Annotated in this window: 21 protein-coding genes; 5 read left to right on the top strand and 16 right to left on the bottom strand. The window is 59.3% G+C overall.

What is annotated here, in order from left to right:
- Positions 1-348: 348 nt before the first annotated feature.
- Positions 349-1,317 carry a glucokinase gene (gene glk / locus I6L34_RS04530; RefSeq protein ID WP_005334764.1) on the top strand — a complete coding sequence of 323 codons (969 nt, stop codon included), beginning with the start codon at positions 349-351 and terminating at the stop codon, positions 1,315-1,317.
- Positions 1,318-1,522: 205 nt separating this feature from the next.
- Here the strand turns inward: glk and I6L34_RS04535 are convergent, their stop codons facing one another.
- On the bottom strand, positions 1,523-2,023 hold the full coding sequence (locus tag I6L34_RS04535) for an SRPBCC domain-containing protein (RefSeq protein ID WP_005334766.1): 501 nt from the start codon (positions 2,021-2,023) through the stop codon (positions 1,523-1,525).
- 160 nt (positions 2,024-2,183) lie between these two features.
- Here I6L34_RS04535 and I6L34_RS04540 point away from each other — a divergent pair, with 160 nt between their 5' ends.
- The gene (locus I6L34_RS04540) at positions 2,184-2,603 is read left to right on the top strand and encodes a GNAT family N-acetyltransferase (RefSeq protein WP_107683709.1); all 420 of its coding nucleotides are present in this window, start codon (positions 2,184-2,186) and stop codon (positions 2,601-2,603) included.
- Here I6L34_RS04540 and I6L34_RS04545 read toward each other — a convergent pair.
- From I6L34_RS04545 to I6L34_RS04565, 5 genes are all read right to left on the bottom strand, one after another.
- A complete protein-coding gene (locus I6L34_RS04545; protein WP_042082504.1) occupies positions 2,593-3,111 on the bottom strand; it encodes a hypothetical protein in 519 nt (172 codons plus the stop codon). The two genes, I6L34_RS04540 and I6L34_RS04545, sit on opposite strands and share 11 nt — an antisense overlap.
- Positions 3,112-3,121: 10 nt before the next feature.
- A complete protein-coding gene (locus I6L34_RS04550; RefSeq protein ID WP_234879856.1) occupies positions 3,122-3,835 on the bottom strand; it encodes a helix-turn-helix domain-containing protein in 714 nt (237 codons plus the stop codon).
- A 461-nt stretch (positions 3,836-4,296) separates the two neighbouring features.
- Positions 4,297-5,823 (bottom strand): methyl-accepting chemotaxis protein, encoded by a 1,527-nt coding sequence (locus I6L34_RS04555; RefSeq protein WP_216955896.1) that lies wholly within the window; start codon positions 5,821-5,823, stop codon positions 4,297-4,299.
- A gap of 64 nt (positions 5,824-5,887) precedes the next feature.
- Positions 5,888-6,619, bottom strand: coding sequence for an ABC transporter substrate-binding protein (locus I6L34_RS04560; RefSeq protein WP_005334783.1), 732 nt, complete (start codon positions 6,617-6,619; stop codon positions 5,888-5,890).
- A 544-nt stretch (positions 6,620-7,163) separates the two neighbouring features.
- Positions 7,164-8,402, bottom strand: coding sequence for a uracil-xanthine permease family protein (locus I6L34_RS04565; RefSeq protein ID WP_005334784.1), 1,239 nt, complete (start codon positions 8,400-8,402; stop codon positions 7,164-7,166).
- Between the two features lie 306 nt (positions 8,403-8,708).
- Between I6L34_RS04565 and I6L34_RS04570 the strand changes: the two genes are divergently transcribed.
- Positions 8,709-10,049, top strand: coding sequence for a Hint domain-containing protein (locus I6L34_RS04570; RefSeq protein WP_216955898.1), 1,341 nt, complete (start codon positions 8,709-8,711; stop codon positions 10,047-10,049).
- Positions 10,046-10,387: an RT0821/Lpp0805 family surface protein gene (locus I6L34_RS04575; protein WP_058055722.1), complete on the top strand. Its 342-nt coding sequence runs from the start codon at positions 10,046-10,048 to the stop codon at positions 10,385-10,387. The genes I6L34_RS04570 and I6L34_RS04575 overlap by 4 nt, the downstream gene beginning before the upstream one ends.
- Positions 10,388-10,476: 89 nt before the next feature.
- Here the strand turns inward: I6L34_RS04575 and I6L34_RS04580 are convergent, their stop codons facing one another.
- A complete protein-coding gene (locus tag I6L34_RS04580) occupies positions 10,477-12,192 on the bottom strand; it encodes an NAD-dependent malic enzyme (protein ID WP_058055721.1) in 1,716 nt (571 codons plus the stop codon).
- Between the two features lie 272 nt (positions 12,193-12,464).
- On the opposite strand from I6L34_RS04580, the gene I6L34_RS04585 reads away from it, so the two are divergent.
- Positions 12,465-13,229, top strand: coding sequence for an ABC transporter substrate-binding protein (locus I6L34_RS04585; protein WP_058055720.1), 765 nt, complete (start codon positions 12,465-12,467; stop codon positions 13,227-13,229).
- A gap of 87 nt (positions 13,230-13,316) precedes the next feature.
- Here I6L34_RS04585 and I6L34_RS04590 read toward each other — a convergent pair whose 3' ends face one another.
- From I6L34_RS04590 to I6L34_RS04630, 9 genes are all read right to left on the bottom strand, one after another.
- Positions 13,317-13,727 carry a hypothetical protein gene (locus I6L34_RS04590; RefSeq protein WP_013723543.1) on the bottom strand — a complete coding sequence of 137 codons (411 nt, stop codon included), beginning with the start codon at positions 13,725-13,727 and terminating at the stop codon, positions 13,317-13,319.
- Between the two features lie 159 nt (positions 13,728-13,886).
- Positions 13,887-14,858, bottom strand: a complete 972-nt coding sequence (locus I6L34_RS04595) for a formate dehydrogenase subunit gamma (protein WP_058058398.1) — start codon at positions 14,856-14,858, stop codon at positions 13,887-13,889.
- Positions 14,855-15,514 (bottom strand): formate dehydrogenase FDH3 subunit beta, encoded by a 660-nt coding sequence (gene fdh3B, locus I6L34_RS04600; RefSeq protein WP_005353752.1) that lies wholly within the window; start codon positions 15,512-15,514, stop codon positions 14,855-14,857. Before fdh3B ends, I6L34_RS04595 begins: the two co-directional genes overlap by 4 nt.
- Positions 15,515-15,518: 4 nt before the next feature.
- Entirely contained in the window at positions 15,519-18,395 is a 2,877-nt protein-coding gene (locus tag I6L34_RS04605) for a formate dehydrogenase subunit alpha (RefSeq protein WP_058055717.1), read from the bottom strand.
- Positions 18,396-18,418: 23 nt separating this feature from the next.
- Entirely contained in the window at positions 18,419-18,622 is a 204-nt protein-coding gene (locus I6L34_RS04610; RefSeq protein ID WP_005303194.1) for a transcriptional initiation protein Tat, read from the bottom strand.
- Positions 18,623-18,739: 117 nt separating this feature from the next.
- Positions 18,740-19,357: a molecular chaperone gene (locus I6L34_RS04615; protein WP_216955900.1), complete on the bottom strand. Its 618-nt coding sequence runs from the start codon at positions 19,355-19,357 to the stop codon at positions 18,740-18,742.
- 10 nt (positions 19,358-19,367) lie between these two features.
- The gene (locus I6L34_RS04620) at positions 19,368-21,122 is read right to left on the bottom strand and encodes a 4Fe-4S binding protein (RefSeq protein ID WP_216955903.1); all 1,755 of its coding nucleotides are present in this window, start codon (positions 21,120-21,122) and stop codon (positions 19,368-19,370) included.
- Between the two features lie 103 nt (positions 21,123-21,225).
- A complete protein-coding gene (locus I6L34_RS04625) occupies positions 21,226-21,825 on the bottom strand; it encodes a DUF3306 domain-containing protein (protein WP_216955907.1) in 600 nt (199 codons plus the stop codon).
- Positions 21,818-22,396, bottom strand: a complete 579-nt coding sequence (locus I6L34_RS04630; RefSeq protein WP_216955911.1) for a DUF3305 domain-containing protein — start codon at positions 22,394-22,396, stop codon at positions 21,818-21,820. Before I6L34_RS04630 ends, I6L34_RS04625 begins: the two co-directional genes overlap by 8 nt.
- Positions 22,397-22,875 lie beyond the last annotated feature (479 nt).

A 22,875-nucleotide genomic window follows, 5' to 3' on the forward strand; every position in this document is an offset into this window, starting at 1 on the left:
TCACCACCAGGCGTTTTTGTAATTTAGCTTCAGTGTCTTTGCACTCAATCTACGGCTAAGCAAGTTTCCATTCAAGCTAAGGACTATACAAGACAAGCGGTTATCGCAACTAACGCCTGCCATACAAAGTATGACTCATCTCTAATTATTTCGTACTTTTCGTTACAAAACGTCACCTAGCCATGAAAGCGCTTACAAATGTTGCAAAGCAACAACACTGTGAGCAGGCGCACGTTTGTATCGATCCGGCGAGTGAGCAAGCCTGAGCTCGGATAGAATGGGCCGTCATAATCCAACAATAATCTCGGGACACCAGAGTCGTCCCCATCCTGTAACGAAGGAGTTGTTATGCAGCATACCCATGCGCTGGTCGGCGATGTCGGCGGCACCAATGCGCGTCTGGCCCTGTGTGAGCTGGCCACCGGTACTATCTCTCAGGCAAAGACCTACTCAGGTCTGGCCCATCCCAGCCTTGAAGCCGTGGTACGCCTCTATCTGGAGGAACACAAGGTTCAGGTGGCTGAAGCCTGCATCGCCATTGCCTGCCCCATCAACGGTGACTGGGTCGCTATGACCAACCACAGCTGGGAGTTCTCCATCAGCGAGATGCAGAGCAATCTCGGGCTGGCACGCCTGCAAGTGATCAACGACTTTACTGCGGTCTCGATGGCGGTTCCGGTGTTGGCTGAATCGGATCGCATCCAGCTGGGCGGCGCGGCGCCAGTGGCTGGTAAGCCCATAGCCATCTATGGTGCGGGTACCGGCCTTGGGGTCGCCCATCTGGTCAAGGCGGGTGAGCAGTGGCTGAGCCTGCCGGGTGAAGGTGGTCATGTGGATTTTGCTGCCAACACCGAAGAGGAAGATGCGGTGCTGCAGGTGATGCGAGGCGAATTGGGCCATGTCTCGGCAGAGCGTTTCCTCTCCGGCCCGGGCCTGGTCAATCTCTATCGCGGGCTGGTGAAATCCGATGGCCGTGAGCCAGAGCCGTTTGCCCCCAAAGACATTACCGAGCGCGCACTGGCCGGGGAGTGCCTCGATTGCCGTCGCACCCTGAGCCTGTTCTGCGTGCTGATGGGCCGCTTTGCCGGCAATCTGGCCCTCAATATGGGCACCTTTGGCGGCGTCTATATCGCAGGTGGCATAGTGCCGCGCTTCCAGGAGTTCTTTACCGGTTCCGGTTTCCGGGTCGCCTTTGAAGACAAGGGGCGCTTCAAGTCCTACCTCAAGGAGATCCCGGTGTTTCTGATCACCCATGAAGGGCCGGGGCTACTCGGTGCGGGCGCTTACTTGCGCCAGTCGATGGGGATCACTATCTGATTGAAGAGGGGAACGAGGCGGGATCATCCATGGTTCAGCCTCGATTCAGTGTGAATGGCATAAAGTAGCCGCACGTAACCAAGAGTGTTGTGCTTCACAAGGAGTGGAAAGCGACTCTCATCCGCTGGATACGTTTGTCACCTGACAAGCCTGAACTGTTTCAACCGGCCTTTTGGCCGGTTTTTTTTATGTCTGATATCCGGAATTACTGGGCCAGCGCCTTCAGCTGTGCCTTGTCTGGCGGATTGTTCCAGTCGATGGGACCGTGGGTAAAACGGTACTGCAACCGTGGCAGGCTGGTCTCCAGCCACTCTTCCCGAAAATAAGCATAACCCTGATCCCAATCCGGATCATTGGCCCAACCGCTCTGCAGGAAGTAGAGGCGAGTGCCCTGCCCTTCTGGCACAAAGCGCAGGCAAACCTGGGTTTTTTGCTGGCGGATATGGGGCAGACTGGGCGGGAAATTCCAGCTGAAACTGAGCAGGTCATAGGGCATGACGGCCATGACCCGGCACCCTTCGCTGCCACGTTCACCCAGCGGGGCATCAGGCCTGAAGTAGATCTCGAAAGGACCATTCGGTTCGGCCACCATCAAACATTCGGGAGCCAGAAAACTGCGCAGACCGCTTTCGGTAGTCCAGGCGTGCCAGACATCGTCTATGTGCGCCGGCACAAAAATGTTGCCTTCAATCAGTTTATTGTCCATAAATCAGCGATCCTCAAGCCATCCATACAAGGGACTCCGGCAGTATAGCCCCATGGCAAATACAATGGACAGTGCTTAATCACACCCTTGTCATTTGCATCGATTAACCTGCCGCTGTGCAGCTGCCTCAATGAACATTGGCTTGATCCGGGAGGACATCATGATCCGGCTCATGGAAGAACACGACATTCCCCAACTGGCCCGGCTGTTTTTAAAGAGCCGCCGCCACACCTTTCACTGGGTAGATCCCGCCCGTTTCCAACTCGAGGATTTCGAGGAACAGACCAAAGGTGAACAGGTGTGGGTAGCCGAACAGGGGGACAATATCTGCGGCTTTATCGCCATCTGGCAGCCCGATCACTTCGTCCATCACCTCTATGTGTCAAGCGACTGGCACGGTCAGGGGATAGGACGCGCCCTGCTGGAGCGGGGCCTCGCTGATTCGCCGCACGGCTCGCTCAAGGTTGCGACTCGCAACACGGCGGCAGTAGCCTTCTACCATCGGCTGGGCTGGCAAAACAGTGATGAGACAGGCCACTGCGAGGTCACCGGCCCTTGGTGCAAGTTATTTAGAAACTAGCGGGACGCCCGGCAACTGCGCTTTGTGGTTGAACAGGTACCAGCGGTGCCGGGGGGAAGAACCAGCGATAGAGATCGAACCAGCCATCTCGCTGGGCAATCACGACCTCATGCACCGGATCGCGCTGGAAGATCGCCACCTTGTTTTCAGTCAGCGGCACCCAGGCATAGTTGACCAGCGCATATTGCGACTGGATCAGGTTGTACTCATTGAGATAGGAGTCATCGTTACCCGATTCGTGCAGTTGGGTACGACTGTCGATGAGGTAAACAAGCTGGTTGAAGAAGGTAAGTTGAAAACCGGTCACCCGCCACTTCTCCCTGGTCGCCTCCTCCTCTTCGATCACGGTAATTTTGCCCCAGCGGCACACCCCGTGATAGTTGACTCCATTGGCTGACATTTTCAGGTCGTAATGACAGCCCAGACTGTTGATAAACATCCCGACCACAAACAGCAGCACGACAAGCAGTGGCAACAGCAGCAAGGTATTTTTCAGCGTTCGTTTCATCAGAGATCCCTTACAGCGTTTTTTCGAGCTCTTTATAGGAAAGCACGCGAACCTGGTGGCCGGAGACCAGCACCAGCGATGCCGGCTTGACTGGTGGCACGTCGCTCCGTGCCTCCATCTGGCAAACAACGCCGGTCGGCGAATCGGTGCAGTGCACATGGAGCCACTCGAAATGGAGATAGCTGGCGACAAACGCCACCAACACAGCCAGTAGCAGATTGACGTACATCAGGCCCCTTGCCAGCATTGGCCGCCCGATACCGCTGAGAAAGGCAAGTTTGGCGCGCTCACCAAAAGAACGGGGAGCCGCAGGCTCTTTGATGACCTCGTGGTCGGAGCTTGGTGATGTCGACGGTGGCTGCGCAGCCGCTGCAGGCGTGGGCTCGCTCATCGGCTCGGGCAAGGGCTCACTATCTGTTGGCAGTGCCTTGCCGTAATAGCTCTTCATCTTGCAGTTCAGATGCAGGGAGTACCCTTTTTTCGGGGTACTTCTGATATCCAGCGTCTGGGGGGATGAGGCGAAGTGGCGGCGAATATTGGCGATAGCCACGTTCAGGGAGTTGGGGCTGATGGGGCGACCCAACCAGCCGATTTCGAGCAACAGATCCTTGTCGCACACCTCGTCATGGTGATCGAGCAGATAGCTGAAAATGAGGCTCTCTGCCGATGACAAGCGCACCACCCGGGCGCTTTGCAAGTTGTCCTTGTCGGCACAGAAGATCAACTCTCGCCTTTTGACATCAAAGACATAATCACCGAAGTGATAGGCTGATATGTTATTGCCTGGCGCAACCCCCGTCATACCAACCACCTGTTATTTGCATTCATCATGAAGAAGATGGGATTCCACACCTGATAAAGCCAGATGGCGGCTCAGGACTCGCTGTAATTAAACGAAATTCTAAAGGGTCGAGATCAGCGGCACAATAGATGCAGGCAGGCATGAGCGGGGAAAATGAAAATATGCGTCCAGCGCTGTCGGACTGCGTATCGGGCAGAGCATGATGCCGCGAGTTTCGCGTATCACGATCACGCCAATCTCAGCTAAACAGTGACATGGGCATGACGAAAAACGCTGCTGGACAAGGCCCCTTGCCCCTCACAACATCTCGCCGCACTTCACAATAACAATAAAGGGAACCTTGCCTGCCCCGCAGGATGATCCAACGGGGCGAAGTTAACTGACTAGACCCGAAACTGCTTGAGCAGGGTGTCAAGCTGGGCCGACAACTGCCGCAGATCGCTGCTGGCCTCGGCAACCTTTGCCACTCTGGCTGCACTCTCGCTGTTCAGCGTCGCAATCCGGTTGACGCTATGGCTGACCGCCTCTGCCACCGAGTGTTGTTCTTCCGATGCCTGGGCGATATACATGTTCATCTCGCGGATCAGGCTGACCTGATTTTTAATCTTCTCCACCGATATCTGCACATCTGCCGCCTCGATGCCGGCGCGGGATGCCTTCTCCTGACTCTGTTGCATTCCGGCCCCGACATTCTGGGTCGCTTGCTGCAACCGTTTGATACTGGCACTGATCTCCTCCGTCGACTGGCGAGTACGGCCCGACAAGGTGCGTACCTCATCCGCCACCACCGCAAAACCGCGCCCCTGATCACCCGCCCGCGCCGCCTCGATGGCCGCGTTGAGGGCAAGCAAATTGGTCTGCTCGGCAATGCCGTTGATCACTTCGATGATGGTGCCAATGCTGCTGCTCTCGGTCGAAAGGGTGCGCATCAGGGTGGCGACTCGCTCCACCTCCCCCACCAGTTGATGGATAGCCTCATTGGCATGGCCCGCCAGATTGTAACCCTGCTCCACATAGAGGTTGGCCTCATCGGTAGCGCCAGAGGTTTTCACTGCGTTACCAGCCACTTCCTGCACAGCCTGACTCATTTCGGTGATGGCGGTGGCGACTTGATCCAGCTCGGATTGCTGGGCGTCACTGCCTACCCGGGTATCTGCCGAGAGGGAGTCACAGAGTTCGGCGGTTTGCAACACACCGGCAGAGAGCTCGTTGATCTCCGCCACCATCTCCTGCAACTTGGCAATAAAGTGGTTGATGTTGGTGGCCAGCGCGCCCATCTCATCCTGGCGGCTGATCTTCAGACGCCGGGTCAGATCCCCCTCTCCTTTGGCCAGATCGAACACCGCCTGATTCATCTGGTGAAGCGGCCTGAGCACATTGCGATGAATCAGCACCATCAACAGGGCGATGATGCAGAGATCGAGCACAAGGATCTGCCAGACGGTAGTGATCAACTGCTGGCGCAGTTGGGCCTGAATGGCAGCATCACTGGTTTGCACCAGCAATCGGGCCACGGTGTTTTTCTGACCGCTGTCGTCATAGACCAGGTCATACCCTCCGTAGGCAGACACATCGGCAGGCATGGCTGTCACGGGGGCAATGCTCCCCGCCGTGTCACGGGCAAACCCGGCCACCAGCTTGTCCTTGTTGACCACCAGCAAAGCACTCAGGATATCGGCCGCCAGCTCGGACTTGAGCGATGCCTCGATGAAGGCCGATTCATAATTCCACAGCGGGCCGGGCAGGGAGAGCTGTAGCCGGCCGATGGCCTGCTCGACCAGCGCACTCTGTTTGCTGTAGCTCTCCGCCCTGACCGCGTTGTAGTTGTAAGCGCCAAACAACACCAGTAGCAGACTCACCGACAGGGAGGTCAACACGGCAATCCTGAACGTCAGACTTTTCCAATCCATGGTTTCCTCCCGGTTTTACGGCAGCCGGCGCAGTGCCATTCAGCGGCACTTGCTATTGGTACTGTTACTGGTACTTGGCATTGATCTTGTCGATGGTGCCATCCGCCTTCATGGCAGCGAGGATCTCGTTGAGCTTGGTGATGAGCTCATCGGGCGTATCCTTGTTAAACGCCAAGCTCATCTGGGTTTCCTTGAACACGAAGACCGGCTTGGGTGAAGCTACTTTCTCCTTGCTGGCCAGATAAGGCGCCAGATACTGGCCGGTTGCCCAAAGATCGATGCGGCCCGCCTCCAGTTTCTTCACGTTGGCGGTATCGTTGGCAGCCAGCTGCAACTTGGCAAATCCCTGGGCTTTGAGATATTCGGCGGCCGCATCGCCGTTATAGCCACCCACCGAATACTGCTTGGCATCTTCCAGTGACTTGACCGTGATATTGGCGGTCGAGCTGGAGAAAAACACCCAGTTGTTATTGACCAGCGGCCCTACCCACTTGAACAGTGCTTCCCGCTCCGGAGTGCGGGTCGTGGAGTAGAGGGCGGTATTGGGAGTACCGAGGGTATCTTCGTACGCCCGTTTCCAGGGCATCAGGGTCAGCTTGTATTCGACCCCGGCACGCTTGAACAGCTCTTCGACCACCTCGGTCGACAGCCCTACAATCTTGCCCCCCTCTCCCTGCATGTTGAATGGCGGGTAATCCTCGGTCATCACATTCAGTGGCGCAGCCTGAACAGCGCTTATCGCCATCATGGAAGAGACTGAAAAAATTGCACTTTTCCACAGCAGTTGATAGTTCATTGCAACCTCGCTTTGCTTGCCATTCATCCCTGAACATCCGCCGTTACCGATGGCGGTGCACGTCTGACCCGCTGGGGTCATGCCGGCTTTCACGGCTCGCCGCCCACCCATGTGCAGCAGCAAACAGATCCGGATTTTGCCTGTGCGCAACGAAACGCAACCGGCGAGGGAGGCTCACAACAAATCGAGGTGGAAACATGCCAGGGCAGCATAAGGGGAGTGCGGCGGATAAGCCTCTGCCATACAACAGCGCCGTGGCAAAGAAAAAGCGCATCGTTTTATGACAGGGGTCTGGGAGAGAAATGATATAAAACGCCAACATCCATTTTCCCATACTGCTCGAGGAGACCTCAGAGCCAAACCTGTCCTTTAGCTAAGGTCACGAAAAGAGATACGTCAAATGAGAATGCTAACCCCCTCATCTGCTTCCAGATTAGATTCCAGATGAGCTCCGTCGAGCCGAAAAGTAGCGCGAGATACCCGAAAAACAGAAGGCCACCGCGAGGTGGCCTTCTCCAAATCAACAATCAACGTCTGGTGAAACTCAGTCCTTGGCCGCGTCCATCACACCCTCTTCGGAGTGCGCAGGCAGGATCAGGTTGAGCAGGATGGCGGCAACAGATGCCAGGCCAACGCCGGCCAGCGCGAAGTCGCCAATCTTCATCTCCAGCGCACCGACACCGACGGTCAGAGTCACGGCGACGATGGCGATATTGCGTGACAGTCCCAGATCCACCTTGGATTCCACCAGCGTCTTGAGACCGATGGCAGCGATGGATCCGAACAGCAGCAGCATGATACCGCCCATCACCGGCATCGGGATGGAGGTAAGCAGCGCATTGAACTTGCCGAAGAAGGCCAGAATGATGGCAAACACCGCAGCCCAGGTCATGGTGACCGGATTGAAGTTGCGAGTGATCATCACGGCACCGGTCACTTCGGCGTAGGTGGTCACGGGTGGGCCACCGATGAAACCGGCGAAGCAGACGCCGATACCGTCACCGGCCAGCGTACGGTGCAAACCCGGATCCTTGGTGTAATCCTTGCCAGTCACGCCACCAATCGCCAACACGCCACCGATATGCTCGATACAGGGGGCGATGGCTACTGGCAACATGAACAACGCAGCAGCCCAGTTGATCTCCGGGGTTTCGAAGTGGGGCAGCGCCAACCAGGGGGCGTTCACCATGCCATCGAAACTCACCTGGCCCATGAAGACCGCCGAGACATAACCGGCAATCACGCCGCACAGGATGGGGATCAGCTTGATCCACCCCTTGCAGAACACAGCTGCAATCAGGGTGACCGCCAGCGAGATACCGGCCAGCGTCAGCGCAGTCCCCGCAGGTACTACCTGCTCACTACCAGCACGGCCCATCGCCATGTTGCAAGCAACCTGCGCCACAGAAAGACCGATGACCATGATCACCGGGCCAATCACCACCGGGGGCAGCAATTTGTGCACAAAACCCATCCCTTTTGCCCGGATCAGCGCAGCCAGAATGAAATACATGAAACCGGCGGCAAACAGGCCAAACATGGTGGATGGCAATCCCCAGGTCTGGGTGGCGTAGATGATGGGAGCGATGAAGGCAAAGCTGGAACCGAGGAAAATCGGGACCTGGCGGCGGGTGCAGAGCTGGAACAACAGGGTGCCCACACCGGCGCCAAGCAGGGCCATGGAGGGGTTCAATCCGGTGAGCAGGGGCACCAGAACCATGGCGCCGAAGGCGACAAACAGGATTTGCAGCCCGGCGACACTTTGCTTGACTAAGGAAAACATGGATGTCCTTAATTTTTTGATAACTGATGGGGATATTTATCACTTTTCAGTTATCACAAGACTTTTCCAAGGCACAAAATGAACACAAATACGTCACTTGTTGCCTTTTACTGCTTGGGAAGGGCATGAAACTGGCTTTTTAGGCGGGATTCGTTGCTACAAGCATCGAGTATGCGATTTTACGCATTATTGTGACGAACGCCAATCGTTTTTCCATCATGTTTATTGTGTTCATGGTCAAAAATGCCGCCGCCAGGGGCGCGCTCTATAATGGATCCTGTGAATCAAGATGGACAAGGAGTCCCCATGTCACAGCCCCCATTCAAGGCCAGCCAGCGCAGATTGCTTATTGGCTCGGCCATCGCACTCGCCCTGTTTGCGAACCCGTTCAGTTATGATTTCGCCCAAAATGAGTGGCAAATGAATCAGGCCTATGCCAAGTCCTGCTTTATCGCCGGCACTCGCATCACGATGGCCGATGGTTCCACCCGCCCGATAGAAACGCTCCGGGTCGGTGAACAGGTGCTGGATCAGCACGGCGGCAGTAACCGGATCCTGGCGATCGAACGGGTCATACTGGGCAAGCGCAGACTCTACGGGATCAATGATCTGCCCCCGTTCTTTACCGCAGAGCACCCTCTGCTGACCACTCGGGGCTGGGCGGCCATCTCACCGGCCATGACCCGAACCGAAAACCCGCAACTGGCGGTGCTGCCGCTATTTACCGGCATGCAGATAATGTGTCGCCCGGCACCTGCCATGGTGACGGGCAATCTGGCCCTGCAACCCCAGCCGGAATTACTGCTGGTTGAGTCACTCTGCTGGATCGAGGCATCTCCCACTACCGCACTCTTCAATCTGCTGCTCGATGGCAGCCACAGCTACATCGCCAATGAGCTGATCGTTCACAACAAAGATGGCGATGGTGGCAGTGGGGGCAGCAGTGGTGGAGGCAGCAACAGCGGCGGTGGCAGCGACAGCGGCGGTGGCAGCGACAGCGGCGGTGGCAGCAACAGCGGCGGTGGCAGCAACAGCGGCGGTGGCAGCAACAGCGGCGGTGGCAGCAACAGCGATGGGGGCAGCAACAGCAGCGGTGGCAGCGACAGCGATGGGGGCAGCGATGACAGTGGCGGCCACCAAGGCGAGCATGCCGGCGGAGAGCAGCATGGTGGTGGTGAACGGCATGCTGGTGGAGAAAAACATGCAGGGGGAGAACGCCATGGGGGTGGCCGCGGGTTTGGCAATGGCGTTGATGACAACGGCGTGGATGCGGTCGATGCCAATGGCAACAAGCTCAGAGGCGATGGCACCATCGATGACAACGGCGTAGATGCCGTCGATGCCAACGGCAACAAGCTCAGAGGCGATGGCACAGTCGATGACAACGGTGTGGATGCCGTCGATGCCAACGGCAACAAACTCAGGGGCGATGGCACGGTCGATGACAACGGTGTGGATGCCGTCGATGCCAATGGCAACAAGCTCAGGGGCGATGGCACGGTCGATGACAACGGTGTGGATGCTGTCGATGCCAACGGCAACAAACTAAGAGGTGATGGCTCGGTCGATGATCGCCAGCAAGTGCTTACCGATGAGCAGGAGCGGGCGCTGCTCAACAACGGTTTTCGCCAACAGGGGCAACCATAATGCGATATCTGCTAACACTCCTCCTGCTCGGCCTCGCTGGCTGCGCCACGGTCGACACTCCGCCGCTTTACCATCAGATGGATAAGGCAGATGTTCAACTGGCCAATCAGGCCCTTGCCAAGGCGCTGGAAACCCGCCCCAAAGGGCAGAGCCTCACCTGGTTCAATCCGGCTAATCGTCACGCGGGTAGCGTCACGCCGCTACGCACCTTCCGCCATACCAGCGGGGAGTGGTGCCGCGACTATCGCGAGCAACTCTATATCGGCAAGGCGAGCCAACAGTGGCAGGATACCGCCTGTCGCAATCAGCAAGGGCGCTGGCGGCCATTGCGAACTTAGTGAATGCCACGGGGGATGAACGAAAGGGGGTAGCAGCGCTACCCCCTTGTCATCTTTACCGACCCGTTATCCCGGCGGTGAATACGCGGTTATACCCGACGATAGGGCAGGTAAACCGGCTCCCACATATGGTTGAGGATATGCTGCTGCAGATCCTGACCGATTAGCGGGTGGGAGGGATCCCGGCGCACGATATCCTTGAGCACGGCGGTCGCCACATGCACCGAGATGCTGCGCAGCTCGCGAATGCGGGGATAGACGGCCCCTTTCGCCAAGTCCACCTCACTCACGCACTCGGCCAGCGCAAAGGCGGCAGTAGTGAAGACATCGGGTGTGATCTCGCGGATCTGGCTGACGATGGCCGCCAGACCTACACCGGGGAAGATAAAGACGTTGTTGCCCTGCCCGACCCGGAACTCCTGCCCCTCGTAGCTCACATCCTTGAACGGACTACCGGTTGCAACGATGGCTTTGCCCTTGCTCCAGCGGTAGATATCTTCCGGCAGCGCTTCACAGTTGGCGGTCGGGTTGGAGAGAGGGAACACCATGGGGCGCTCGCAATGCTGCAGCATCAGCTGGATATGCTCTTCCTGGAAGGCTCCGCCCGAGCCGCTGGTACCCAACAACACAGTAATGGGTACATGACGCAGCACATCGGCCAGATTAGCCTTGCCGGGCACCTCTGTATCCCAGCCCGCCAGCAGCAGTCCCGGTTTGGCGTAGCGGCGCTTGTACTCGTCAAGCCCGTCCCGGTTGTCGCACACCAGCCCCTGGGTATCCAGAATGTAGATGCGATCGCGGGCCGCCTGCGGATCCATCCCCTCACGGATCATCCCCGCGCAGATCTGATCCGCGACACCAACCCCGCCGGCGCCAGCGCCATAGACCAGATAGTTCTGCTGGCCAAGGGTCTCCCCCTTGACCTTGACCGCGCCGATAATACCGGCCAGCACCACGGCGCCGGTGCCCTGAATATCATCGTTGAATGACGGCAATGACTGCTGGTAACGGGCCAGATTGTTGAAGGCGTTGGATTTGCTGAAGTCTTCCCACTGCAGCACGGCGTTGGGGAAGTGACGCTTGACCCCCTGCACAAACTTGTCGATGAACTCTTCGTACTCCTTGCCGCGAATACGCTTGTGGGGGCGGCCCAGATACATGGGATCATCGAGCAGTTTCTGATTGTCGGTGCCCACATCCAGCGCGATGGGCATGCAGCAGGCGGGGTGAATACCGGCCCCCAGGGTATAGAGCGCCAGCTTGCCGATGGGGATGCCCATGCCGCCAACACCCTGGTCGCCGATCCCCAGAATGCCCTGGCTGTCGGTGACGACTATGATGCGGATCGATTTGGCATCGAAGTGGCGGGCCTGACTGCCCATGTCATCCACGTTGTCCGGGGTGATGTAGAGGCCGCGCGGCTTCTGGAAGCGGTGGCTGAACTCCTGGCACGCCTTGCCCACGGTCGGGGTATAGATGTAGGGAGTCATCTCCTCCACATGGCGTGACAACAGGGCATAGAAGAGAGTCTCGTTGCGATCCTGCAGGGCACGCAGGTTCTGGTACTTCTCGATATCGCTGCAAGCGCTCTTGAACCCCTCATACACTCGCTCGAGCTGGGCTTCAAAAGTTTGCACCTGAGGCGGCAGCAAACCATCGAGATCAAAATCGGCCCGCTCCTGTTCGGTGAAGGCCGTGCCCTTGTTGAGGTATCGATTGTTAAGCAGATCAGTGCCGGTCAGTGCAACGGGGCGAAAATCCTGTCCCTGTGCATCTTTCCACAGCAGATATTGTCCGGTAGCCATAGTCATTCTCTTTGATTTACGTGAAATTGCCGTTCGGCAGGAGAGCAAGACTCATAATGAAATCAATCATATGACGTTTACTCGATCGGTTTTGTGAGCTTGGGCATACCCTGCGGCCAAAATAGGCGCCCGGCGACCCCAGCGAGACAAATATCCACGGCAAGGAATGAGACTCATGTTAGCATTGCGGGCAACCCAGTCCCTTACAGCATCACAGCCGGGAGTGACCTGATGCCCTCGCCTCTGCCAGCCTGCGTCCCCTTCTTTCAGCCATGCGCCTGATCCCGCTGCTTGCTCTGTGGCTGTTTCTGACCAGCCAGTCGGCTCTCGCCGCTCCGGGCCGGGTGCTCAACATCATCGTGGGTGAATGGCCCCCTTTCGTCTCCGAGCAATCAAAACAGCACGGTCCAGTGGCCCACCTTATCAGCGATCTGTTCAAAGAGGCGGGCTATGAGGTGAAGTTCCACTTCGCCCCCTGGGGTCGGGTCTATTCGCTGGCGGCCAACAGCCAGCTCTACGACGCCACCGCCGTCTGGATGCACAAACCGGAGCGGGAGCTGGATTTTCTGTTCAGCGAAGCGGTGCTGCAGGAGCAGTTTGTCTTCTTCTCCCTCAAATCACGGCAGCTGCAGGCCGAGCGCCTTGAGCAGATCATCGGCATGCGGTTGGGGGGCGATATCGCCTATAGCTACGGGCCCGAGCTGGACAAGATGGTGGCCGATGGCAAGGTAACCCAACAGAAAGTCACCGATGTGAAACAGAATTTCGGCAAGCTGCTGCGCGGGCGGATCGACCTCTATCCGCAAGAGCTGCGAGTCGGTCTGGCCGAGTTGCAGAGCCAGCTCGACCCCGCCAGCGCGGCACTCATCACCCACAGTCAGACCCCTTTTCTGCGCAACGACAGCTTCGTGATGTTCCCGCGCAAGATGCCGGATTCAGCCAAACTGCGGGATCAGTTCAATCAGCAGTTGCAGCAGGCCATCTCCAGCGGACGTTATCAGCGCTACTTCGAGCGACTGGCCCGGGGGGACTATTAACCTTGGCGAGGCAAAAACAGAGAGGATAAAACAACGGTGGCGGCCCTTTGTGGCCGCCACCTCTGTGATGCTTGTCAGCTGCTGGCATTAGCCGCTGATGCCCACCTCCAGCTTGAACGGCGTCTTGGCCTTGCTGCTCTCGGCCGCCCCCATCTGGTAGACCCGAATGGTATAAGTGCCCTTGGCGGGCAGGGTCGCCTCAAAGTTGTTCCCTTCGGTAGAACCGATAAACATCGCCTCCCCCTTGCTGCCCGGCGGCAGAATATTGAAGTAGGGCTTGCCGGTCAGGATCACCACCATGCTCTGGCCCTTGTTGGCCGTCAGCTTGTAATCGAGGGTCTGGCTACCTTGAATGGTGCCGTTGATAGTCGCCCCTGACTCCCCCTTCTTGAACTGCACCTGCTGGGTCTTGATCCCGTCAGCCGCCTGCGCCACGCCCGCAATACCACCGAAGAGCGCAGATGCACATACCGCTGCCAGCCATGCTTTTCTCATCATTTGTCATCCCTTGTGTGAATGGAACCCCTGTTACTGTTGCTCAAGGTGGCCCAAAAAACCATCGCCGTTTGCGGCATCGCTCAATCAATTTGCCATCACCATCGACCCGCCATCAAAAGGGGCGCCGCAGCGCCCCTTCTCTTTACTCTTTGTCGACCATCAACTTGATTTGCCCGCCTTGGGCTCATCGAGGGTGTGCTTCACCTCTTCATACCAGAGGTCGTGGTGCTCCCTGGCCCAGGTCTCGTCCACCTCGCCGGTCACCATCCCCTCCAGCGCCCCTTCCAGCTGGAACAGGCCCATGTAGATATGGAAGATAAAACCGCAGATAAGGATCAAGGCGCCTACGATATGAATAAAGCTGGCCCACTCCATCTGGCGGCGCAGCTGGCCGAAGATGGGGAAGTCGAGGAACAGCCCGGTCGCCACGACGATGCCGCCAAACCAGATCAGCAGCCAGAAGATCGCCTTCTCGCCGCCGTTGGAGAAGCCCGCCGAGGGGTGGCTTCCCTTGTGCTTGCCGAGCATGCCGCCAAACTTCATGAACCACTGCACATCCACCATGTTGACGATGTTGTGGCGGAACCACTTGATGAGTACCCCCATCAGGCAGAGGAAGAAGAGCGGCCCCACGTAGTTGTGGAACACCTTGGCGAACCAGATCCAGTTCTCCCACACCCCGAGGCTCACCACCGGCTTGATGAAGTACTTGCCGTAGATGATGGCCAGCCCCGACCCGGAGAGGGTCAGAAACATGGCCGCCGTGGTCCAGTGCAGCGCCCGATCGAGCCTGCTCCAGCGCTTGAGCTTGCGCCCGGTGCGCGGTTTGGAGAGCTTGGTCTGCCCCACCACCAGATACATCAGGCCACACATGGCGAGCGACCCGAAGATAGCGATGGCACCGAGCGGCGACACCCACTTGGTCTTCACCTCGAACCAGAGCTGGCCCGGCACCGAGATCAGCACTCCGTGCTCCGGCGAGCGGGAGGTGGTCACCCCCTCCTGCCCATCCTTCACCGCCCGCCAGTAGTCGGCGCCGGCAAAGCCGACCGCCTCTTTCTGCGCATCAGCGAAGCCGGGCGCGCTGAACAGCAGCAAGGCCGTCAGCAGCGCTGTCAGCCAGTGTCTCATTGGCCATCCTCCTGCTTGCCAAGCTTGAGCCCCTTGCCTCTGCCATCGTGAGGTTTGCTGGCGTCGCGATAGAGCGCCTGTTCATCAGCCCCCCAAGCTGCATGAGGGGCACCACGATAGGCAACCCGCTCGCGGAAGATATCGGAGATAACCTGCGCATCCCCTGCCAGCAGTGCCTTGGTGGAGCAGAGCTCGGCACACATGGGCAGCTTGCCCTCGGCGATGCGGTTGGCACCGTACTTCTGGCGCTCCGCTTCGCTGTGATCCTCTTCCGGGCCGCCGGCACAGAAGGTGCACTTGTCCATCTTGCCCCGATCGCCAAAGGCGGCGGTTTTCGGGAACTGGGGGGCACCGAACGGGCAGGCGAACAGGCAGTAGCCACAACCGATACAGAGATCCTTGTTGTGCAGCACTATGCCGTCGTCGGTGTGATAGAAGCAGTCGGCCGGGCAGACCGCCATGCAGGGGGCGTCGGTGCAGTGCATGCAGGCAACCGAGATGGAGGTCTCCCCCGGCAGGCCGTCGTTGAGGGTCACCACCCGGCGGCGCTGGATGCCCCACTCGAGGGCATCGTCGTTCTCGTTCTTGCACGCCGTCACACAGCCGTTGCACTCGATGCAGCGCTTGGTGTCACACATGAATTTCATTCTGGCCATGGGATCAGGCTCCTACTTTGCGAAAACGGCACAGGGTGACCTTGGTCTCCTGCATCTGGGTGACCGGGTCATAACCATAGGTGGTGACTATGTTGACCGACTCCCCCAGCACATAGGGGTCAGACCCTTCCGGATATTTGGATCGCAGATCCTTGCCCTCGAAGTGGCCGCCGAAGTGGAACGGCATAAAGGCGAGCCCCGGTTTGACCCGCGGGGTCACCAGCGCCTTCACCTTGACCCGGCCCCCTTCCGGCCCCTCGACCCACACATCCTGACCGTCGCGCACGCCGACATCGTTGGCATCCGCCGGGTTCATCTCGACAAACATCTCCTGCTGCAATTCAGCCAGCCAGGGGTTGGAGCGGGTCTCGTCGCCGCCCCCCTCGTACTCCACCAGACGGCCGGAGGTGAGGATGATGGGGAACTCCTTGCTGACATCCTTCTCCTGCACCGAGGCGTACTGGGTCGGCAGGCGCCACAGGCTCTTCGAATCAGGCCAGGTGGCGTAGTCGGCCAGCAAGTCGCGGCGCGGGGTGTAGAGCGGCTCGCGGTGCTTGGGCACCTGATCCGGGAAAGTCCACACCACGCAGCGCGCCTTGGCGTTGCCATACGGCACAAAGCCGTGCTTGATGGCAACCCGCTGAATGCCGCCAGAGAGGTCGGTCTTCCAGTTCTTGCCCTCGGCCTCTTTCTTCTCGGCCTCGGTCAGCTCATCCCACCAGCCAAGCTGTTTCATCAGGTCGGCAGTGATCTCGGGATAACCGTCTTCCACCTCGCTCCCCTTCGGCCAGGAGTCTTCGGCGAGCAGCGAGACGCCCTGATACTCGATGCCGAAGCGGGCGCGGAAACCACCGCCCCCTTCCGACACCGGAATGCTGGTGTCGTAGAGGATGTGGCTGCCGGGATGCTTCATCTCAGGGGTGCCCCAGCAGGGCCAGGGCAGACCATACACTTCGCCGCTGACCGGGCCGCCTTCGGCCTTGAGGTTGGTCTTGTGGAAGGTGTGCCAGTTCTGCTGGTGCGCCTTGAGCCGCTCCGGGCTCTGGCCGGTGTAGCCCACGCTCCACATGCCGCGGTTGTACTCGCGGGTGATGTCTTCCAAGAGCGGCTGGTCGTTCTCTACCTTGATGTGCTTGAACAGCTGGTCGGCAAAGCCAAGCTTCTTGCTCAGCAGATACATGATCTCGTGATCGACCTTGGATTCGAACAGAGGCTCAATCACCTTATCGCGCCACTGCATGGAGCGGTTGGTGGCGGTGACGGAACCATAGGTCTCGAACTGAGTGGTGGCCGGCAGCAGGTAGACGCCGTCGGTGCGATCGTTCATCACCGAGGCGACGGTGGGGTACGGGTCGACAATCACCATCATGTCGAGCTTTTGCATCGCCTTCTTCATTTCCGGGCCGCGGGTCTGGGAGTTGACCGCATGGCCCCAGTAGAACATGGCGCGGATATTGGAGCCCTGCTCGATCAGATCGGCGTTCTCCAGCACACCATCCACCCAGCGGGAGACCGGAATGCCGTTATTGTTCATCGGCAGCTTGCCGTTGTAGGCCTTGTTGTCAAAGCGCGCCTTGATCCACTCGTAATCGACATCCCACACCCGGGCCCAGTGCTTCCAGGAGCCCTCTTCCAGACCGTAGTAGCCGGGCAGGGAGTCGGAGGTGACGCCAAAGTCGGTGGCGCCCTGCACGTTGTCGTGGCCACGGAAGATGTTGGTGCCCGCCCCGCTCTTGCCCACGTTGCCGAGGGCCAGTTCGAGGATGCAGTAAGCGCGGGTGTTGTTGTTGCCGGTGGTGTGCTGGGTGCCGCCCATGCACCAGACCACGCAGCCGGGGCGGTTGTCGGCCAGCAGTTTGGCGGCGCCATAGACCTGCTGCTCGTTGAGGCCGGTCACCCGCTCTACTTCGGCCGGAGTCCAACGCGCCACCTCTTTTTGCACCTCGTCCATGCCGTAGACGCGGGTGCGGATGAACTCCTTGTCTTCCCAGCCGTTCTTGAAGATGTGCCAGAGCATGCCCCAGATAAAGGCGACGTCGGTGCCCGGACGCAGTGAGAGGTACATGTCCGCCTTGGCGGCAGTGCGGGTGCGGCGCGGGTCAACCACCAGGATCTTGCAGCCGTTGCGCTCTTTTGCCAGCAGAATGTGCTGCATGGCGACCGGGTGGGCCTCCGCCGGGTTGGAGCCGATAAACATGATCGACTTGCTGTTGTGCATGTCGTTCAGGCTGTTGGTCATGGCGCCGTAGCCCCAGGTGTTGGCGACCCCAGCGACCGTGGTGGAGTGGCAGATCCGCGCCTGGTGATCCACGTTGTTGGTGCCCCAAAGCGACGCCATCTTGCGAAACAGATAAGCCTGCTCGTTGGAGTGCTTGGCGGAGCCGAGCCAGTAGACGCTGTCGGGGCCGGACTCCTTGCGAAGACGCAGCACCTCGTTGCCCACCTCTTCGATGGCCTGATCCCAGCTGATGCGCTGCCACTTGCCACCCACCAGCTTCATCGGGTACTTGAGGCGACGCTCACCGTGGCCGTGCTCGCGCAGGGCAGCCCCCTTGGCGCAATGGCCGCCAAGGTTGAAGGGGTGATCAAAGGCCGGCTCCTGACCGGTCCAGACGCCGTTCTGCACCTCGGCATAGACGCCGCAGCCCACCGAGCAGTGGGAACAGATGGTGCGCTTCACCTCGACCGGCACCCCGGCCGCCACGGTTTTGGCCTCGGCCCGCTGCATCATGGCAGGGGCCAGCCAACCGGCGGCCACGGCGCCACCGGCTACCAGACCCGAGTTGACCATAAAGGCGCGGCGGGTCAGCCCCTGACCGCGAATGGCCTCATTGCCCTGCTCGTCCGCCTGGGGCAGCTCGGCACGTTTTGTCAGTTTCATGAGTTCTCCTTCACTGATCCGGCTCAGTCGGTGCCGCGCAGGGTGCGATAAAAGTCGTGAACATGGGGGGTCTCCCGATAGCCCTTGTCAGGCTCGGTGTCGTGGGTCAGCACCTCTTTGCCCACCACCCGACCGGTGGCACCGGCCAGCACACCTATGGTGGCGACCACGCCAACTCCCTTGATCAGATTGCGGCGGGACGGGTCTTTCAGCTGTTCATCGCTCATTCTTGTGACCTCTGTTGTTGTTCTTGCTGGCGCCTGCGCGCCAGCTTCGCGTCCAATGGGATATCTCGTCTGCTCGTTTTGTTATGCGCAGCTCTTGTTATGCGCAGATAAGGGCGTTCAGCCCGGCACCACGCAGGCGCCAAACGGCAGGCGCAATTCGTTTTCCAACTTGAAGAAATCTTCGGCAAGGGCCCCGACTGCCCGGTAGAAGCTGCCCCCTTTCGCCTGTTGCTGATCGCGGCAGCAGGCGAGTACCCAGGGGGCAAGGTGGCGCTCATAGAAGCGGTTGCGCTCTGGATGCTGCTCGCCAATCAGTACCGCCATCACCTCACAGAGGGCGGCGAGATGATCTTCCGGCTCGCACACTCCGCTCTGGCGCTCAAAACCGAGGGACTGGAGATCTGCACGCAGCACCGCCAGCGGCAGCTCCATCAGGGAGCCGGTGAGATACCAGGAGGCAAACGGCACTATCTCCCCGCGCCCCAGCCCGATAAAGAGATCCTGATACTCCTCGGCAAGCTCGTTTTCGTGGTGGCTACTCGCCGCCAGCTGCACCAGTCCCAGCCCTCTGGCAAAGGGGCCCGGCATAGCCTGCAACCCTTGCAGCCAGGCGAGCTGTTCACCACGGGGGGCGGCTCGCCAGAGGCTTGCCAGCAGGGCGTAGAGATCGGCGCAGCTCTGTTCCAGTTCGGTCATGGTCAGTTCGCCAGCCTTTTCGTTATGTTGTTCACTCATCACTGGCCCCTCATACCTTGAGCTGGGAGACGGGATCCGCCGCCAACGCTGCAAACACATCCTTGACCCGGCAATCCTCACACATCAGCAACCGTTGGGCGGCCTCGTTCTGGAAGTGGGAGTGACCAGCCAGTTTTTGCTGGATGCGGCGGATCATCGAGGCGGGCGCGAACGGCTTGGAGCAGCGAATGCAGCAGGCAGCCTCTTCGGCTTTCAGGCTCTGCACGGCGCGGCGCGCCTCGGGCACAGGTTGCAGGCGGGGCACCAGCACGATGGCCTGCTCGGGGCACGCCTTTTCACACATGCCGCACTGGATGCAATCCTGCTCGATAAAGTTGAGACCCGGAGTGTGCCCCACCGCATGCAGGGCACGGCTCGGGCAGACCGCCACGCAACCCATGCAGAGGGTGCAGTCAGACTCTTTGAGTTCCACACTGCCGTAAGGGGCACCGTGGGGCACCGCCAGCGGCTCACGGCACCCTTCGTTGGCCTGCCAGAGGGCGTCGAAGGCGGCAAACAGGTTCTCCCGTTTGTCTCCTTTGAGCGGCTTCTCCAACAGGGCAACGGCCGGCTGGCCGGAAACAGGCTCACCAGCATCTGCGCCAAACAGAGCAATGCGATCGGCAGCAAGGCCGGCGCCCGCCAGCAGCACGGCTGCGCTCGCCAGCTCCCGCTCAACCAGTGCCCGGACGCTAGCAGGGGCATCGTCACCCAGCGCAATGCGCACCGTGCTGGCGCCATAGGCGAGGGCGGCGAACCAGCTCTCGATACCTAAACTCGCGCTCTCCTCCACCCAGACCGGCAGCCAGTTGGCGGGCAGGCGGATGAGATCGGCTTCCACCCATTCGCGCTCGTTTTCACCGGCGATCAGCAACTGGGGCGCTTCGCCGCCCGCCTCCCGGTAGTGCTTGAGCAGGCGCAGCAGGTAGTCTCCGCTGGTGTTGGCATCGGGCTGGTGATAGGCAATCGCCCCGATCGGACAGGCAGAGGCGCAGCTGCCGAAGCCCTGACAGAGATGGGGATCGATCTGGATGCGACCATTGATGGGCTTGAGGGCATCGGTCGGGCAGACATCGAGACAGCGGCTGCAACCGGGCACGCCGCGGGCGGTAAAGGCGCACGCCTCGGGGTCGAGACGAAAATAGCGCGGTTTGTCGAAGATACCGGTCAGCGCACAGAGCTCGGCAAGCCGTTCGGCCAGCCCTTGATCATCGGCCAGATGCAGATAGCCGACCGGCGGGCGCTCCAGCGCAAAGAGCGGTGCGCGGCCCAGATCGGCCACCAGATCAAAGCGCGGTTCGCGTGACTGTTCACTAACAGCAGCCGCTTGGTGTGGAAAGCCTTGTTGTGGGAAGCAAAGCGCCGCCAGATTAACCCGCTCCCCCTGACCATTGAGGCCAATGAGCTGGAACTGCCCCAGATACCCTGTCAGGCTCGGTTCGCGCAGGGTCAGGGCTGCGAGGGATACGGTGGCATCGAAAATGGTTTCGAGATCGGCCGCCGCGGCGTCATGCACCGCTTCGGTCACCAGCAGGGTGGGCCTCACCTCGACAGGCAGCTGGCTGGCGGCGCGGCGAATACGATCTTCCGGGCCGACCAGCAGCAGGCGCCCCTGACTCTGGTAAGAGACAGTGGCCGGGATCAGGTTGTCGGTCTTGACCGTATGCTGCAGGGCATAGGCGCGAGCGCGCGTGTTATGCGCGGCCGCCCCCGCCCCATGGGCAAGATTGGAGGCCAGATTTGGCAATGTTTGTTCAGTGCTCACATACGCTCCTGTGCGCACCACCTCATGGGATGGGCGCTTGTTGGTAAGCCGAGAGAGCAAGAGGCGAGCCAACTCCCCCGGAAAAAAAGTGACTGACAGGGAGTCAGGATCCTGAGGGTTCCATTCCCCCACCTCTGGTTGGGACATTTTGTCCACCAGAGGAAACCAAAATGTCCCGATCGTCGGTGTGGGTTTGAGAATGGTTATCAGCCAGCTCGTGCAGCTCGGCGGCAGGTTCGCTGACAACCGCCACCGGTTCAGCAGACCCGCTAGCCGGATTGGCCGATTCGCTGTCAGGGGCAGTCACCTGATCCACCAGCCAGTTGCGCAGCCCGGCGGTCATGGCCGCAGGCAGCAATTCGGGCTGGCTGAAATCCTGGGTGTAGTCGTCGAGCCCATCCGGTTTATGGCTGCGAAACATGGCCCGCAGCGCCTCCTTGTCAGGAAGTCTTGCCTTGCCCGGCTGGGCTGTTGTTAGCGGCGGTTCGCCACTCTCGGCCCCCTCAACGGCAAGGGGTTCACTGCTCCCCTTGTCAGTACTGACTACGGGGCTATCCAGCGCGGCATCTGGAGTTTCAGTTTCGCCGCTGCCTTCGATGGGGGCGGCAACCGCCTCGGGAATGGCCTCTTCCCGTGGCTGCAATACCTGATGCTTGCGCGCCTCACTCTTGCGTGACGACCAGCGCTTGAGGAACTCACTCATGGGCGCTGTTTCCGGCCTTGTTTACGGCACAGGTTACGGCGTCACTGCCACGCTCGCGGCCATCGGGGTAGGTGGCTTTAACGGCGCCGCAGCTGGCTTGATCCTGGCTATCGACACCCAGCTGATCCTGCGCCCGCCCCTTGCCCTTCTTGCCCTTGCGACGGGCCTCCAGCAGCTCGCCGTGACGACCGATAAAGGCCTCCACCCAGGCTTGCAGCGCCTCGGGCAGCGGGCAGGAGAGCACCTGCCGCTCGCCATCCATATAGGCGGCGGCCACGGTCTGGCTCAGGGTGAGGCCATCGGCCACAAAGCCATTGTCCACGCGGCTTCCGGTGACAAACAGGCGGGGCGAACCGGAGCTCAAATTGAAGCGATAATCCCCCCGCTCATCACGAAACAGGGTAAGGGGCAAGGCACCGGCAGCCTCGGGCTCGGCGGGATGGAGCGCCGCAATCTCGAAACGGCGACTCTGCCAGCGGCCAACCTGGCTGTCGATGGCCTTTAACTCCAGTTGCAGCCAGCGCTGCGGGGGCAAGGTATTGGTTGTCTCTTGCACTGTCACGGCTCCCATCAGAAGGTCTCTGCCGGGCCGCCCTCCCCCGTAATCCACCCCGCTCGGGGCGGATCACGGCAGGAGATTTATGGCGGCCACGGCCATCAATGGGATAAGACTTAGCAAGAGTGGGGCCAAGGCAGGTTTAGCTTATTCTTAGAAACAGACAAAAACCGCGCCATACCTAACTCACATGATGAGACTGATGGAATAGCTAAACTTACGATGGGTTTACACTACAACTATCTAAAGACGCAGTTAACCCACAACATATAGTCATGCTTACACATAAAAAATGAAGTGGGAAACCATATCCATATCTATGATGCTTGATATAGATCAATCTCAAACGAGTCAAGTTACATTAAATTAAAAATATCACTAGCATTCATCATCCTTTCATTCAATGAAATTAATTATCTTCTGGGGAAGAATATGACTACTGTGCGCAAAGTTGAAGTATTATTAGATAGTGTATATACCGTAGAGCCTTTAAA

The organism is Aeromonas sp. FDAARGOS 1404, assembly GCF_019047085.1.
In the GTDB taxonomy this organism is placed as follows: Bacteria; Pseudomonadota; Gammaproteobacteria; order Enterobacterales; family Aeromonadaceae; genus Aeromonas; species Aeromonas veronii.